General features: G+C 60.9%; 12 protein-coding genes. 7 read left to right on the top strand and 5 right to left on the bottom strand.

All coding sequences use genetic code 11. From position 1 onward, the window contains the following. Positions 1-89: 89 nt before the first annotated feature. The 4 genes from BLT77_RS03180 to BLT77_RS03165 all read left to right on the top strand — a co-directional run bounded on the left by BLT77_RS03180 (position 90) and on the right by BLT77_RS03165 (position 3,373). Entirely contained in the window at positions 90-1,730 is a 1,641-nt protein-coding gene (locus tag BLT77_RS03180; protein ID WP_090361897.1) for a cytochrome ubiquinol oxidase subunit I, read from the top strand. Then, positions 1,723-2,862: a cytochrome d ubiquinol oxidase subunit II gene (gene cydB, locus BLT77_RS03175; protein ID WP_090361894.1), complete on the top strand. Its 1,140-nt coding sequence runs from the start codon at positions 1,723-1,725 to the stop codon at positions 2,860-2,862. The genes BLT77_RS03180 and cydB overlap by 8 nt, the downstream gene beginning before the upstream one ends. 12 nt (positions 2,863-2,874) lie before the next feature. Continuing rightward, positions 2,875-2,994: a cytochrome bd-I oxidase subunit CydX gene (cydX, locus tag BLT77_RS03170; protein WP_028112158.1), complete on the top strand. Its 120-nt coding sequence runs from the start codon at positions 2,875-2,877 to the stop codon at positions 2,992-2,994. A gap of 169 nt (positions 2,995-3,163) precedes the next feature. Beyond that, positions 3,164-3,373, top strand: a complete 210-nt coding sequence (locus BLT77_RS03165; protein WP_090361889.1) for a hypothetical protein — start codon at positions 3,164-3,166, stop codon at positions 3,371-3,373. Positions 3,374-3,533: 160 nt separating this feature from the next. Here BLT77_RS03165 and BLT77_RS03160 read toward each other — a convergent pair whose 3' ends face one another. Then, entirely contained in the window at positions 3,534-5,543 is a 2,010-nt protein-coding gene (locus tag BLT77_RS03160) for a methyl-accepting chemotaxis protein (RefSeq protein WP_090361887.1), read from the bottom strand. A gap of 217 nt (positions 5,544-5,760) precedes the next feature. Here BLT77_RS03160 and BLT77_RS03155 point away from each other — a divergent pair, with 217 nt between their 5' ends. Further along, on the top strand, positions 5,761-6,009 hold the full coding sequence (locus tag BLT77_RS03155) for a DUF3862 domain-containing protein (protein ID WP_090361884.1): 249 nt from the start codon (positions 5,761-5,763) through the stop codon (positions 6,007-6,009). Positions 6,010-6,020: 11 nt separating this feature from the next. On the opposite strand, the gene BLT77_RS03150 is transcribed toward BLT77_RS03155, so the two are convergent. After that, a complete protein-coding gene (locus BLT77_RS03150) occupies positions 6,021-7,352 on the bottom strand; it encodes a sigma-54-dependent transcriptional regulator (RefSeq protein WP_090361881.1) in 1,332 nt (443 codons plus the stop codon). Continuing rightward, positions 7,349-8,941 (bottom strand): sensor histidine kinase, encoded by a 1,593-nt coding sequence (locus BLT77_RS03145; protein ID WP_090361876.1) that lies wholly within the window; start codon positions 8,939-8,941, stop codon positions 7,349-7,351. The genes BLT77_RS03150 and BLT77_RS03145 overlap by 4 nt, the downstream gene beginning before the upstream one ends. A gap of 236 nt (positions 8,942-9,177) precedes the next feature. Here BLT77_RS03145 and BLT77_RS03140 point away from each other — a divergent pair, with 236 nt between their 5' ends. Together BLT77_RS03140 and BLT77_RS03135 are read left to right on the top strand one after the other, a co-directional pair. Next, positions 9,178-9,732 (top strand): hypothetical protein, encoded by a 555-nt coding sequence (locus tag BLT77_RS03140; protein WP_090361874.1) that lies wholly within the window; start codon positions 9,178-9,180, stop codon positions 9,730-9,732. Positions 9,733-9,850: 118 nt separating this feature from the next. Continuing rightward, positions 9,851-10,099 carry an HP1242/YdcH family protein gene (locus BLT77_RS03135; RefSeq protein WP_028112153.1) on the top strand — a complete coding sequence of 83 codons (249 nt, stop codon included), beginning with the start codon at positions 9,851-9,853 and terminating at the stop codon, positions 10,097-10,099. A 1-nt stretch (position 10,100) separates the two neighbouring features. Here BLT77_RS03135 and BLT77_RS03130 read toward each other — a convergent pair whose 3' ends face one another. After that, complete coding sequence (locus BLT77_RS03130) at positions 10,101-13,187, bottom strand: efflux RND transporter permease subunit (protein ID WP_090361871.1); 3,087 nt, start codon at positions 13,185-13,187, stop codon at positions 10,101-10,103. Continuing rightward, positions 13,184-14,311 (bottom strand): efflux RND transporter periplasmic adaptor subunit, encoded by a 1,128-nt coding sequence (locus tag BLT77_RS03125; RefSeq protein WP_090361868.1) that lies wholly within the window; start codon positions 14,309-14,311, stop codon positions 13,184-13,186. Before BLT77_RS03125 ends, BLT77_RS03130 begins: the two co-directional genes overlap by 4 nt. Positions 14,312-14,356 lie beyond the last annotated feature (45 nt).

Raw genomic sequence — 14,356 nt, 5'->3', positions numbered from 1 at the left:
TTTTTGTCTTTATTTTTTTCTGTACCCCATAACCTATTCCTGAATTTCCGGTGCCTCTTCGGCGGCGCGGCAGGCGTAAGGAGACTCCAATGATTGTCGATGAAGTAGTCGATCTATCGCGGTTGCAATTTGCACTGACGGCGATGTATCACTTCCTGTTTGTTCCACTCACCCTGGGTATGGCGTTCCTGCTTGCCATCATGGAATCACTGTATGTGATGACTGATAAGCAAGTGTACAAGGACATGACCAAGTTCTGGGGCAAGCTATTTGCCATTAACTTCGCCCTGGGGGTGACCACAGGCATTACCATGGAGTTCCAGTTCGGTACCAACTGGGCTTACTACTCCCACTACGTCGGCGACATCTTCGGGGCCCCGCTGGCCATCGAAGCACTGATGGCCTTCTTCCTGGAATCGACACTCATCGGCCTGTTCTTCTTCGGCTGGGATCGCCTCTCCAAGCGTCAGCACCTGGCGGTGACCTGGTTGGTAGCCCTGGGCTCCAACATGTCGGCGCTGTGGATTCTGATCGCCAATGGCTGGATGCAGAACCCCATCGGTGCCGAGTTCAACTACGTCACCATGCGCATGGAGATGGCCAGCTTTGCCGAGTTGATCTTCAACCCGGTGGCCCAGGTGAAGTTTGTCCACACCGTGGCATCCGGCTACGTTACCGGCTCGGTATTCGTTCTGGCCATCAGCTCCTACTATCTGCTGAAAGGGCGTGACATCGCCTTTGCCAAGCGCTCCTTCTACATCGCCTCGGCCTTTGGTCTGGCGTCCATCCTGTCGGTCATCGTCCTGGGTGACGAGTCCGGTTATGAGATGGGCGACGTGCAGAAAGTGAAGTTGGCTGCGGTGGAGGCGGAGTGGGATACCCACCCGGCGCCGGCGTCCTTTACCGCCATCGGCATCCCCGACAGCGAGAACATGGAAACCAACTACGCGGTTAAGATCCCTTACCTGATGGGCATCATCGCCACCCGCTCTCTGGATGAGCAGGTGATGGGCATCAAAGACATCAAGGTAGAGCACGAAGCCCGCATCCGCAGCGGCATGGTGGCCTACACCCTGCTGCAGAAAGTACGTGACGGCTCTGCGACTGACGACGAGGTTGCCCAGTTCCAGGAGCGTAAGGTGGATCTGGGGTACGGCTTCCTGCTGAAGCGTTACCTGGAGGAGATTGACCAGGCCAGCGAAGCGCAGATTCAGGCCGCGGTGGACGATTCCATTCCCAATGTGGGCCCGATGTTCTGGTCGTTCCGGGTGATGGTGGGTCTGGGTATGGTGATGCTGATTGTCATCGGCCTGGCCTTCCTGCAGAGCGCCAAGCAGCGGGTACTGGATAAGCCCTGGTTGCTGAAGCTGGCGATTGTGATTCTGCCTGCGCCTTGGCTGGCGATTCAGTGTGGTTGGTTTGTGGCCGAGTATGGCCGTCAGCCCTGGACCATTGCCGAGATTCTGCCAACGGCCATGTCCACCTCCAGCCTCAGTGCCAGTGAGCTTATCTTCAGTATTGTGCTGATCTGCGGCTTCTACACCGTGGCGCTGGTGGTCGAGATGTTCCTGATGTTCCGCTTTGCCCGCCTGGGTCCAAGCAGCCTCAAGACCGGTCGTTACCACTTTGAATCTGCGGATAACGCCGCCGAAGACGCCCGTTTGCTGGCAAAACTGACTAAAGCTCGACAGTCTCGTGAAGACGCCAAGGAGGCCACTAGCCATGCTTGATTATGAAACTCTACGCGCTATCTGGTGGCTGCTGGTTATCGTTCTGATGATCGGTTTCTCCGTCACCGATGGCTTCGATATGGGCGTGGGCGCCCTGCTACCCTTCCTGGGTAAGAACGACAACGAGCGTCGGGTGATGATCAACTCCATCGCCCCACACTGGGACGGCAACCAGGTGTGGCTGCTGACCGCAGCCGGTGCCATCTTCGCCGCCTGGCCACTGGTATACGCCGCCGCGTTCTCCGGCTTCTACATTGCCATGGTGCTGGTGTTGTTTGCCCTGTTCTTCCGTCCTATCGGTTTTGACTACCGGTCAAAGATCGAAGACAAGCGCTGGCGTGATGCCTGGGACTGGGGGCTGTTCATCGGTGGCCTGGTTCCGCCGCTGATCATCGGTGTTGCCTTCGGCAACCTGTTGCAGGGCGTACCGTTCGAGTACGACGAGTATCTGCGGGTGTTCTACCGTGGCAGCTTCTTCGGCCTGCTCAACGGCTTTGCACTGCTGGTGGGTCTGTTGTGTGTGTCGATGTTCCTGCTGCAGGGCTGCACCTGGCTGGGAATGAAGACCGACGGAGCCTTGTACCAACGGGTACGTAAGGCCACTCAGGTGATCGGCTTGACCGGCGCCGTCCTGTTTGTGCTGGCGGGCCTGTGGCTGTACAGCGGCATTGATGGCTACGTCATCACCTCTGCTCTGGACCACAATGGCCCCTCTAACCCGACCCTGAAGACCGCGGAAGCGGCCGCAGGCGCCTGGTTTAACAACTATGACGCCATGCCGGTGCTGTATGCCCTGCCATTGCTGGCGGTGGTGATGCCGCTGCTGACGGCGCTGCTGGCGTCCGCCAACCGCAACGGTCTGGCCTTTGTGACCAGCTCACTGAATCTGGTGGCGGTGATTGTGACTGCCGCTATCTCGTTGTTCCCGTTTGTGATGCCCTCATCTCTGAACCCGAGCCACTCCCTCACCATGTGGGATGCCACCAGTTCTGAGATGACTCTGACCATCATGTTTGTGGTGGCGTGCATCTTCGTGCCCCTCATCCTGTGTTACACCACCTGGTGTTACATCAAGATGTACGGCCGACTGAACAACGACTTTATTGAATCCAACAAGCACTCTCTGTACTAAGGAGCCGACACTATGTGGTATTTCACCTGGATTCTCGGCGTGCTGTTGGCCTGTGCATTCGGCATCATCAATGCCTTATGGTACGAGCACTCAGACGAGATGGCTAAAAAAGCCGAGAAGAATCAAGATTAAACAATATTGATTCCGACTAAGCCGCCCCTTCGGGCGGCTTTTTTGTATCCGCACAACCGAGTGACAGGTGGAGCGGGTCGACTGTTATACGCAACATAGGGCTTGAATGTCGTCTACCAATGGCATTCACGCCAGGAACAAAAACAACACCGTTTGGCCGTAGCATCCGTTGTTACAGGGATGGGAAGCCGACAACATACCAGGAAGGAACCACATCATCAGGACGTTTCAGCTGGCGCCCCCGGTGGGCTCGGTGCCCGGTGAAACCACCGCCAATCAGGCGGGCGTGGTGTGTAACGACATCACTGGGTCGCGAATTAAGCGCATCGATATTGAAGGGGGGACGGCGGTGATGGTTCGAACAGCCCCGGCGCGCTGAACCTGCTGGCTGGGAGGTGGCGCTGCTTCGGGAGCCGGAGAGCTGCTCCTGCCTGTACGACGTCCGTGAGCCGGCCTACATCGCCGCCTATACCCGGAGGCACTGATGGCCAGGCAAAAAAAATCCCGCCACAGGGCGGGATTTTTTGTACAAAGGGCGATCAGGCCTTGAAGTGAGACAGTTGATTTCTCAGTTCGGCGGCCAGGGAGGTCAGCTGTTCGGAGGCGTCCACCGTCTGGCCGGCGGTTTGCTCCGACTCCCGAGCCAGCTCGGTGATGCCGTTGATGTTGCGGGCAATCTCCTCGGCGACCGATCCCTGCTGTTCGGTGGCGGTGGCGATGGAGGTGGCGTTCTGGGACAGATCGGTGACGCTGTGGGAGATCTCGGTCAGCGAGTCGCCCGCCTGGACGCTCAATTGCGAAGAGGTCTCGCCCAGCTTGCGGCTTTCGTGCATCTGGCCGACCGCGTCCTTGGTGCGTTGTTGCAGCTGCTCGATGGTGGTGGTGATCTCGCTGATGGAGTTCTGGGTCCGTTGGGCCAGGGTGCGCACCTCATCGGCGACCACCGCGAAGCCACGGCCCTGTTCTCCGGCCCGTGCGGCTTCGATGGCGGCGTTCAGTGCCAGCAGATTGGTCTGTTCGGCGATCTCATTGATCACCTGAATCACCTTGGTGATGGCGTGGCTGCCCTCTTCGACCCGGCCGATGGCCTGGTTGCCACCCTCCAGGGCATTGCCCAGGGCTTGCATCTGTTCAATCACCTTATCCACCTGCTGATCGCCCTCTTTGGCCGCCTGATCGACGGCCACGGTCTGTTCGGCGGAGCCGGTGGCGTGGCGGGCCACCTCCTGCACCGAGGTGGTCAGCTCTTCGACGGCAGCGGCGATCTGGTCGGTCTGCTGCATCATCTGCTGGGCGCCACTGCCGTTGACCTCGGCGACGTTCTGCATGTCGGCGGCGGACTGTTCCAGCTTGGAGGTGGATTGCTGCAGGGTGCCGATGAGCTCCCTCAGGTTGGCGGTCATGAAAGCGACACTGTTGGTGATGCGATGTACCTCATTGTTGCTCTGATCGCTGGCGCTGTTGAGGGCGATGTTCAGCTCACCCTGGCCGATGGCTTCCACCTGCTTGCACAGCACCGTCAGCGGCTTGAGGTTGCGGGCCAGCATGATCCACAGCATCACGGTGATCAGTACACAGCCAAACAGCGACAGGCCGATGTTGGTTTTGGCCAGCGGCAGCAGCGCGTGCTTGAGCTCTTTTTCTGGTACCTGCAGGGTCACCATCCAGTCGGCATCGGGAACCGGCATCGACAGCATGTACCAGCTGTCGCCATTGCGGGTGAAGTTGGAGGCAGTGCGCTGTTTCTGGGCCAGGGCGGCGCCGTAGATGGACTGGCCCTGATCATCGGTAAACTGGCTCTGGTTCTGGCCGGTCAACTCCGGATGGTACATGAAGCCACCGTCCTCGTAGCGCAGCAGCGATACGTAGCCGGTCTGACCGATGGTGATGGCCGCCAGGGCGTCGCCCATGGACTGCATCATCTCGGTAACGTCCTGGCCGATGTAGAGGATGCCGATCACCTGGCCGGCTTCGTCACGGATGGGCCGGTAGCTGGTGGCGTAGCGTTTGCCAAACAGGGTGGCGTAGCCTTCGTAGGATTGGCCGGCCATGATCAGCGAGTAAGCCGGATGGGCTTTGCCCAGCTGGGTGCCGGTGGCCCGTTTGCCGTTCTGCTTGCGCAACGACGACGAGATGCGGGTAAAGTCATCGCCGTCTTTTACGAACACGGTGGCGTTGCCGCCGGTCATGTTGGCGAAGCGATCCACGTGGGCGATGGCACTGTTCACCAGGCTGCGGCCATGGCGCAGCCCCGGAGCGTTGGCACCGGCGATGTTGATGCGACGATCCATCAGGGTGAAGGTGTTGGAGAACATCTTGTCAAACAGGTCGGCATTGGTGCGGACCTGTTTGATCAACAGTTTGTATTGCAAATCCAGGGTGTCGGACAGAGTGCGGGCCATCTCCGCCTCGGACTCCTGAAGGGTTTCGATGAGGCTGTCGGCGGCGACCCGGTAGCCGAAAAAGCCGGTCATGGAAAAGGTAAGGATACTCAGCAGCAAAGCAGAGACGCCGATTTGTCGGCCGATGTTCCAGAAGCGGAAATCCATGTTGTCCCCTGTTCGTTTTTATTTTTAAGCGTCGTTCAGGCGCGGGTATTGGTGCAGCACAGAGTAAATTAATTAGTCTGTGAAAGAGTTGATCCGGGTCACATGCCCCTAATGGGGTAATGGGATTCAACCGGCAAAATGGTTCAATACTCTTTGGTTGGTTTTTCAAATAGTAAAAGTTACATTGATGGGCAAAGACTCATTTTGGAAACCGATCATGCGCTGGATGGGAATTACCGTCGCCGCCCTGTTGCTGCTCAGTGGCTGCAGCCGCATTACGCAAGACAATTACGATAAGCTGGAACTGGGCATGTCCAAGGCCGATGTGGAGGCGGTGATTGGCCGGGCCGACGATTGCTCCGGCTCCATGGGGACCGAAACCTGTGTCTGGGGTACCGATCAGCGGCAGATCAAGGTCGGGTTTGCTGCCGACAGAGCCATGCTGTTTACCCATAAAGGCCTGTAAACACCGCCGGGTTACTGGCCTAAGCCGTACTTCTCAGCCCGGTATAAAAAGGCTTTGTAGCCCAGCCCCAGTAGCCGGGCTGCTTCGCTTCTATTGCCCCCCGCCCGGTCCAGAGCCGCCTGCAGGTAGCCCTTTTCGATGCTCTCCCAGTTGAGGCCGGCCTCCGGCAATTCGATGCTGCCCTGGCAGCGAATCGGTTGCAGATCCAACTCCTGCAGCAACACAAACCGCTCCATGCAGTTGCTCAGTTCGCGCACATTGCCGGGCCAGTCGTGGCCCTCCAGTGCCGTTAGTTCGGCGGCGGACAGACGGGGTTTGGGTTGCTGGTATTTTTCGCTGAAATGACACAGGAAGTGTTCCGCCAGTGACGGAATGTCTTCTCGGCGCTGCTGCAGGGGGGGCAGGCTGACCGGAATGACGTTGAGGCGGTAGTACAGATCCTGGCGAAACCGCTGGGCCTGCACCTCCTCCAGCAGATCACGATTGGTGGCCGCCACCACCCGAATGTCCAGTTCAATCTCCTTGTGGCTGCCGATGCGGGTGACCCGCCCCTCCTGCAGCACCCGCAGCAGCCGGGTCTGGAGGGTTAACGGCAGCTCGCCGATCTCATCCAGAAACAGGGTCCCCCCCTGAGCCGCTTCCAGCTTGCCGGCTTTGGCGCCAGCGGCCCCGGTAAAGGCCCCCTTTTCATGGCCGAACAGCTCCGATTCCGCCAGGCTCTCGGGAATGGCACCACAGTTCAGGGCGATGAAGGCGCCGTGGCGTTGGGACAAGCGGTGAATCGCCTGGGCCACCAGCTCCTTGCCGGTGCCACTCTCCCCCTGAATCAGCACCGTCGTATTGATGGCGCTGATGCGCTCGATGCGCTGATACAGCCGGGTCATAACCGCACTGCCGCCCACCATCTCCAGCAGCTGATTGTGCCGCTGCAACTGGCTGCTGAGGCGTTGGTTGTCCTCTTTCAACCGGTGCTGGCGGGCGACTTTGTCGATGGCCAGCAGCATGGCGGGTTTTTGAAACGGTTTGGGCAAGTAGTCGTCGGCGCCGATCTTGATCGCTTCCACCGCATGGTCGATGGAGCCGTAGGCGGTGGCGACAATGATCCCCAGGGTGGGAAACCGGCTTCGGGCCCGGGCGATGACGGCACTGGCATCGCCGCGGGCCAGCTTCCAGTCGCTGAACAGGATCTGCCACTGTCCCTGGATCAATTGCTGCCAGGCGCCATCGGCGTCGGCCACCGCCGCTACCTGATGTCCGGCCTGTTGCAGCATCTGTTGCAGCAATTCCCTCTGGGTGTCATCGTCTTCCAACAGCAGAATGCGGTGTCCGTTACTGGTACTCATGGGGTGTCCTTCTGTTCTGGTAGGGCCAATCCGACCCGCAACCCCCGGGGTTGCTCTTCGATAACAATGTCGCCCTGATACCACAGCCTGGCGATGCGGCGGGCGATGTACAGCCCCATGCCGGCGCCTTCGGGCTTGGTGGTCTGGTGGGGCTCAAACAGGTGTGGCCGAATCTCGTTACTGAGTCCGCAGCCCTGGTCTTCCACCCAGATGAGTCGGCGCCCCTGGCGGTGTCGGGTATGGATGCACACCGCCTGGCCGGGTTGTGATGCCTGCTGGGCATTGGCCATCAGGGTGTGCAATATGGTGCGCAGCTCGATCTCGGCGCCGGTTACCGCAAGGTGTTCGGGCAGCTGGTTGTCAAAGCTGACCGGGTGGCGGGTCTGGCTCAGTTCCAGCCGAATCTCCTCCACCAGGGGGAACAGCCTCACCTTCCGAGTGCGATCCAGGCCGCTGCTGGACAGGGTTAACAGCGCCGACAGGCTGGTATCGAGATGCTCCAGCTTGGCGGCGATCTGACGCTTCAGCGATTCCTGTTCCGGGGGCAGGCCGTCGAGCAGCAGACCGATGGTGTGCAGGGGGTTGCGCAGGGCGTGGGCGATGCCACGGGTGATCTCGCCGAGCTCGGCCAGGTGCCGGCGCTGTTGAAATTGCTGCTGCTGATCCTGATTGCGTTTGAGCTCGGTGCTCATGTGATTGAAGGTGTCGATGGCCCGGCGGGTTTCCTGGGTGCCGCTGCCGGACAACTGCAACCCCAGTTCGCCCCGTGACAGGCGCTGGCAGCCCTCATCCAACTGCTCCAGAGGCCGGGCCAGCTTGCGCGACAGCAGCACCACGCCGACGAGGCTCAACAGGGCGCCGATGAGCAGCACCAGCAGCACCTGCTCAGCGAAGTGGTTCAGCATCTGTTGCTGCGGTTGCCAGTCCAGAGGCACGGCCAGGTTGGCGCCCAGTCCTTTGATGATCAGCTGATTCTGTTGATCCGGAAACACCACCTGAATCTGTCTGGCCTGCTGCTTCAGGGCATCACGGGCCCGTTCGGCGGCGGCGCGGATCTCCGCCAGCTGTTGCTGGGACAGGACGTCACCCGCCTCGTTGAGGGCGTCGATACTCATCTCGGTTTGCTGCAGCCGGTGCAAGCGATGCTGCAGTTCACTTTCGTGGGCTTCCAGCTCCAGTTGGGAGCGGGGCTGCTCGAGCTGCTGAGTGATGTTGGCAATCTGCCGTTGTTGTTGCTGTAACCGCTGTTGCTGCCGTTGCTCCTCTTGAGCCAAATGGGCCCTGGCCCGCTCCAGCTCTGCCTCGATGCCAGCGTTCATCCGGGCTTGATCTTGCGGTGCCGATTCTGGCCGAGGTGAGGCCGGCGCCCTGGGAGCCAGTACCGGGGGGGGGGCTGTCATTGGCAGCGCTTCGGTGGGCAGCAGGGTGTCGATGGTGACTTCGGCGACCTGCTGAGCCACGGTTTCGGAGCGGTTGGCCAACTGGGCGCGAAATTCCCCGGCGAGCTGCTGGATCAACAGCCACTGCATCAGGGTGAACAGCAGAATGAGCGAGCCAAAGGCGATCATCAGGTAACGTTTCAGGGACATCGGTTCCTCCTCCGTAAGGATTGCCCATCAAGACTCGTGCCAATGCCGACGTTAGCACGGCTGGGCGTATCGAACCACTGAACGGTCAGTGTCGGTGCCCATATGGGGAGGGGGGAGCGCTCATATGGGGAGCGGGCGTTTGTCGGCGGCGTCGTAGCCCCGGTGATGGCGCCCCGGCGGTCTTGGCACGGTTCTTTCTTAGCTGAGTCTGGGTTTACCTTACAAAGGAGCACACGATGAAGTTGAGAACCCTTGCCACCCTGGCCTTGCTGACGGCCTCGGCCGCGGCCGGAGCCGCGTCACTCACTGCTCGACAGGCAGAGGGTGAATTGTCGCTGGCTTTTGAGGATGTCGGTGAATACAGCCGTCTCAGCCTGGACTCGGCGACACCAGACTGGCGCCGGGTCGAGGTGTTGCTGGCGAAGCTGGACCAGGCAACCCGGGACAACTGGTTGCAACGCCTGCAGGCGATGGCGGCCGGGCCGGGTCAGTGGTCACTGCAGCTCAGCGACGATGCCGAGTCAACCCGGGTGCGGGTTATCCAGTTGCCGGATCTGCCCGACCGGGCGGAACTGCTGGAGCTGGAGCGAAACCTGACCAGGGAGGGGGAGAAGATGGCGGCCCAGGCCCAGGCGTTGGTGGCGGAGCTGGAGATGCAGGGACACCGGCAGTTGCAGTACTGGCACCGGCACAAGGCCGCCATGGTGGAGTCGCTGATCCGTGACCAGGAGTTCAGCGATGAGGAGCTGCGGCGCCTGCGTCAGGCTTTGGATGAGAAGGCGGTGAAATAGAGACAGTTAGCTTCTTTGTGTGGGTGTGGCGGGGCGCCGGAAGTCATGGGCTCTGGTAGTGATGACGATCCTTGACTAACTTTATAGCACTGTTCACGCTCACACAAAGGAGCCCGCCATGCTTGGAGAAAGCCACAGCCTGCTGGATGAATTTCCGGATTATAAGGATCGGATCCACACCCTTAAGCATCAGGATGACGAGTTTGCGTCGATGGCCAGGGAGTATCACAGTCTGGACCACCGCATTCGCGGCCTGGAGATGAATGACGTCCCCACCAGTGATACCGAATTCAATCGCATGAAGAGTCGGCGGGTAGAGCTGAAAGATCAGCTCTACAATCGCATCATCAATGGCAGTGGTCGCTGAGTCAGGCCGTTGCCGCGAGAGCCGGCCGGGTTAGGGGGCGTCGTCGCCCCCGGATCAGCAGATAACAGGCTGGCACAAACACAAATGACAGGAAGGTGGTCAGCAGGGTACCGCCGGCGATGGCCACCGCAAAGGGGGGCCAAAATCCGCCACCGGCCAGAATCAGCGGCAGGAAACCGCCGAAGGTGGTGATGGTGGTGGAGCCGATGTGGCGACCGCAGCCGACCACGGTATCGATGATTGCCTGAGGATCGCCACCACTGGCCTTCGGGTTCTCCTCCAGTTCTGCCAGGATCACAATGGCCGCGTTGATGGCCAGACCCGCCAGGCCCATCAGGGCGTTGATAACGTTAAAACCAAAGGGGAAGCCCATCAGGTACACCGACAGCAACCCCAGACCGGCGGACTGACCGGCGCTGGCCAGAATCACCGTGGTCAGTCTGAAGGAGTTGAAGCTGAGCACCACCACACTGATCAGCAGCACCATGATGATGGTGACCGAGGACATCAGCTTGGCCACCGCCTGATCCCGCTTGGCGCTTTCGCCACCAATCTCCAGCCGGTACCCCGCCGGCAGTGATTGGCGAAATTGGGCCAGTTCGGCGTCAATCTCATTCAGCACTTTTGAGGGCAGAACACCGGCTACCAGGTAGCCTTCGATGCTGTTGATGCGCTGGCCATTGCGCCTGGGGATGGCGGCCCGACCGGACTCGATGCTCATCTGCGACACCGCCGACAGTGGCAACATGGTCGGATTAGGGGAGGCGCTGATCAGCTGTACCGAGCCCAGATCCGCTGCCTGATTGCGATCCTGGGCGTTGAGCCGCACCCGTACCGGCAGGTTTTCGACCCCCTCCAGAACCGTACCGCCGACGGCGCCATCCATGGAGGCACGCAATTGTCTGGCCACCTGGACCAGGGTTAGGCCGTTGGCCAGGCTGGCCTCCTCGTCGATGGCCAGTTTAACCCGGGCGGCACCGCTGGTGAGCGTGGCCCGGGTCTGGGTGATGTCCTGCTGCCGGTTCAACAGCAGCCTCAGTCGGTCCCCCAACAGGGTCAGCTGATCCAGCTCAGGGCCATAAACCCGCAGCTCAATGGGGGCGTTGAACGGCGGGCCCTGCTCCAGCTTACGAACCAGAATCTGCATCTGCGGGTGACGGGCGTCCAGCTGGTTCTGCAGTTGCGGAATCAGCCGGTTGGCCACCTCGAAGTCGGTGGCGGTGATCATCCCCTGGGCGTAGTTGGCGACGCCGCGATGCCGCTGCATCAGGTTGTAGTAGAACGACGGGCTGTTGCGGCCAAAGGTCCAGGTGGTCTGTTCGATGCCCGGTTGTTGGCGCAGCCAGTTATCGAGGTCGCTGACCGCATTGACGGTATTGGGCAGACTGGCTTGCTGGGGCATGAACACCTCAATGTGAAACATGTCCCGATCGGCAGCGGGAAAAAACTGTTCTGTCATCTGGCCGGCGGCCCAGAACCCGGTGGCTGGCATCAACAGCATCGCCAGCAGTGTCAGCTTAGGCCAGGCGAGGGCGATGGTCAGGGTGCGGCGCAGCGCCTGCCCCAGCCTGGGTAGAGTAATCCCCTGTTGCCACCAGTGGTGGCCCTGCCTGGGGCCGATAAAGCGGCCGCCCAGGCCGGCGATCAGGGTCAGGGATATCAGATAGGAACCCACCAGGGCAAAGCTGACGGCCAAGGCAATGCCGCCGACAAACTCACCGGCCGGGCCGGGCATCAGGAAGATGGGGGCAAATGCCAGCACCGTGGTCAGGGTGGAGCTGAGCAGCGGCAGCCAGAACTGGCGAACCGTGGCCGTTACCGCTTCGACGGCATTCATGCCGCGGCTGCGGCGTTGACCGATGGCGTCTACCACCACAATGGCGTTGTCCACCATGATCCCCAGAGCCACCACCAGGCCGGTAACCGACATCTGGTGAATCGGCAGGCCATACAGTTGCATGCAGAACAGGGTGAACAACACGGTGACCGGCAGGGCAAAGGCCACCAGCAGGGCACTGCGCCAGCCCAGGGTGATCAGCAGTACCGCCAGAATCAGCAGAAAACCCAGCCCCAGATTACCCATCAGCTCGTTGAGACGAATCTCGGTGTAACCCTGCTGATTAAACCGGGTGTCGAGGTTGACATTGCCAGACAGCTGCGGCGTCAGTTGGTCCAGCGTCTGTTGCACCTGGGCGTTCCAGCGGTCGATGCGGGTGTCCGGTAACATGCGTACCGCGACCAGCACCCCCTGTTGCCCCTGGCTGAGTACCAGCTCCTGAGGCGGCCATTTTGCGCTGCGGCTGACACTGGCCACGTCCATGACCCTCAGGGTCTGCAGCTGGTCGCCCGGTCGCAGCGGCACCTGGCGAATGCGGTTGAGTGACACCAGTTCGCCGGAGACCTCCAGCTGCGCCCGTATGCGGTCGCCCTCGAGGTTGCCTGACGCGGTTTTGCTGTCGGCGGCCCGAATCTGGGCGGCAAGATCGTCGATGGAGAGGCCCAGCGCATACAACTCGGCGTCATCGATGCTGACCAGAATCTCCTCCTCCATCTTTCCCAGCACCTTAACGAAATCGGTGCCCGGTACCAGGCGCAGACGACTGGCCAGCTCGTCGGCGTACCGACCCAAAATGGTGGCGTCAGTCTGTCCCTCTCCCTGCCAGGTAAAGGCAAAGATGCGGGTAAAGGCGTAGGCCAATTGATCGTCCAGCGCCGGGGCGGCGGTTCCCTGAGGCAGCGTCGGGGCGGTATCGGCGATCAGATCGCGGGCCCGGGACCAGACCGGATCGGCGTCCATGACCCGGTCCTGAAGCTCGATGGTGACCACTGATATGCCGGGACGGGAGGTGGAGGTGAGGGTTTTAATCTCGTCCAGTTGCCGCAGCGAGGCTTCCAGTGGCTCGGTGACCAGGGCTTCGACCCGCTCTGCGGTGGCACCGGGGTAGGGGGTGATGACGGCCGCCACCCGGTTGGTGAGGTTGGGGTCTTCGGTGCGCGGCAGGTTAGACAGGGCACTCAGGCCGCTGACCAGAAGCAGCACCGTCAGCAGGGCGGCGACCCTGGGATTTTGAACCAGGGCCCGAATCACAACGCGGCCTCCGTGGCGGCGGCCTGGCTGACCACCATCTGGGACTGATCGCCGATGACGGTGACCCGTTGACCGCTGACCAGCCGTTGCAGCCCGGTGCTGATCAGGCGATCGTCATTGTCGATGGCGCCTGCGACCCAGGCGTGGTGTTGGTCGGCGTGCAGCACCCGAATGTCGCGGCGGCCGACCTGATAGTTGTCGTCGCCGAGGTCTTCCAGTACATACAGATTCCACAGACCCCGCAGCCCCGCGGTCAGTGCCGTCAACGGCACGCGGGCGTTAGTGGCGGTGATCTGCTCCTCGACCTCCAGGTACATCAGCTGACCATTGAGCAATCTCTGCTCCGGGCCCAGGGCAAACCTGAGGGTGACGGTTCGGGTGGCAGGATCGACCTCGGCGCTGCGGCCGATGTAGTCCAGCGTCAGGGGCCGGCCGTCGATGCTGGCGCGCCAGGGGTGGTCCAGAGGCAGCCGTGACAGCAGCCGCACCGGTAATCCGACCCGGGCTTCGGCAGCGCCGTCGGGCACCAGGGTAAAGGCGGGCTGGCCATTGCCGGTGACCTGACCCTGAGTCAGATGACGCTGGACTATGGTGCCGGCGTAGGGGGCGGTGAGGGTGCTTTTCTGCAATCGAATGCCCACCGATTGCAGGTTGGCCTGTAGCTGCTGGCGCCGGGCCTGCAACTGGGCTTTCTGGCTGCGCAGCTCGTCCAACTGCTGTTCCGACTGGTAGCCCTGTTTGGACAATGACAACTGTCGCTTGAGGGTGGCCTGAGTCAGGGACAGATCGGCTTGGTTCTGTGCCAGAGAGGCCCGAAGCTGATCCGCCTCACTGTGCAGCAGCCGAGTATCCAGCGTGGCCAGGGGTTGCCCCTGAGTGACTTTTTGCCCTAGGTCGACGGCAATCTGGTCGACGGTGCCCGCCGGTTCAAAGCCGATCTCACTGGTGAGCGGGTGGTAGACCCTGCCGACAAACCGGTGCGTAACCGGGTAGCTGTTTTGCATCTGAATCGACTGGGCGTACACCTCGGTGGGCGCCTTTTCGGGCGTTTGCGGAATCTGTTGTTGACAGCCGCTGAGGGGCAGGGCCAGCAGCGTGGCCGTCAGCCATTGGAATCTTGTCATAACAACCACTTTACAATTAGACTAGTGAGTCTAGTTTGGTAGAAT

It is taken from the genome of Ferrimonas sediminum (genome assembly GCF_900100175.1).
Lineage (GTDB): Bacteria > Pseudomonadota > Gammaproteobacteria > Enterobacterales > Shewanellaceae > Ferrimonas > Ferrimonas sediminum.
Note: the sequence above shows the minus strand (reverse complement) of the source record. Positions and strands in the feature narration are given on the sequence as shown.

Coding starts and splice junctions, on each gene's coding strand:
- BLT77_RS03180 (WP_090361897.1), top strand. CDS start 90: ATGATTGTCGATGAAGTAGTCGATCTATCGCGGTTGCAATTTGCACTG.
- BLT77_RS03140 (WP_090361874.1), top strand. CDS start 9,178: ATGAAGTTGAGAACCCTTGCCACCCTGGCCTTGCTGACGGCCTCGGCC.
- BLT77_RS03145 (WP_090361876.1), bottom strand. CDS start 8,941: ATGTCCCTGAAACGTTACCTGATGATCGCCTTTGGCTCGCTCATTCTG.
- cydX (WP_028112158.1), top strand. CDS start 2,875: ATGTGGTATTTCACCTGGATTCTCGGCGTGCTGTTGGCCTGTGCATTC.
- BLT77_RS03160 (WP_090361887.1), bottom strand. CDS start 5,543: ATGGATTTCCGCTTCTGGAACATCGGCCGACAAATCGGCGTCTCTGCT.
- cydB (WP_090361894.1), top strand. CDS start 1,723: ATGCTTGATTATGAAACTCTACGCGCTATCTGGTGGCTGCTGGTTATC.
- BLT77_RS03125 (WP_090361868.1), bottom strand. CDS start 14,311: ATGACAAGATTCCAATGGCTGACGGCCACGCTGCTGGCCCTGCCCCTC.
- BLT77_RS03150 (WP_090361881.1), bottom strand. CDS start 7,352: ATGAGTACCAGTAACGGACACCGCATTCTGCTGTTGGAAGACGATGAC.
- BLT77_RS03135 (WP_028112153.1), top strand. CDS start 9,851: ATGCTTGGAGAAAGCCACAGCCTGCTGGATGAATTTCCGGATTATAAG.
- BLT77_RS03155 (WP_090361884.1), top strand. CDS start 5,761: ATGCGCTGGATGGGAATTACCGTCGCCGCCCTGTTGCTGCTCAGTGGC.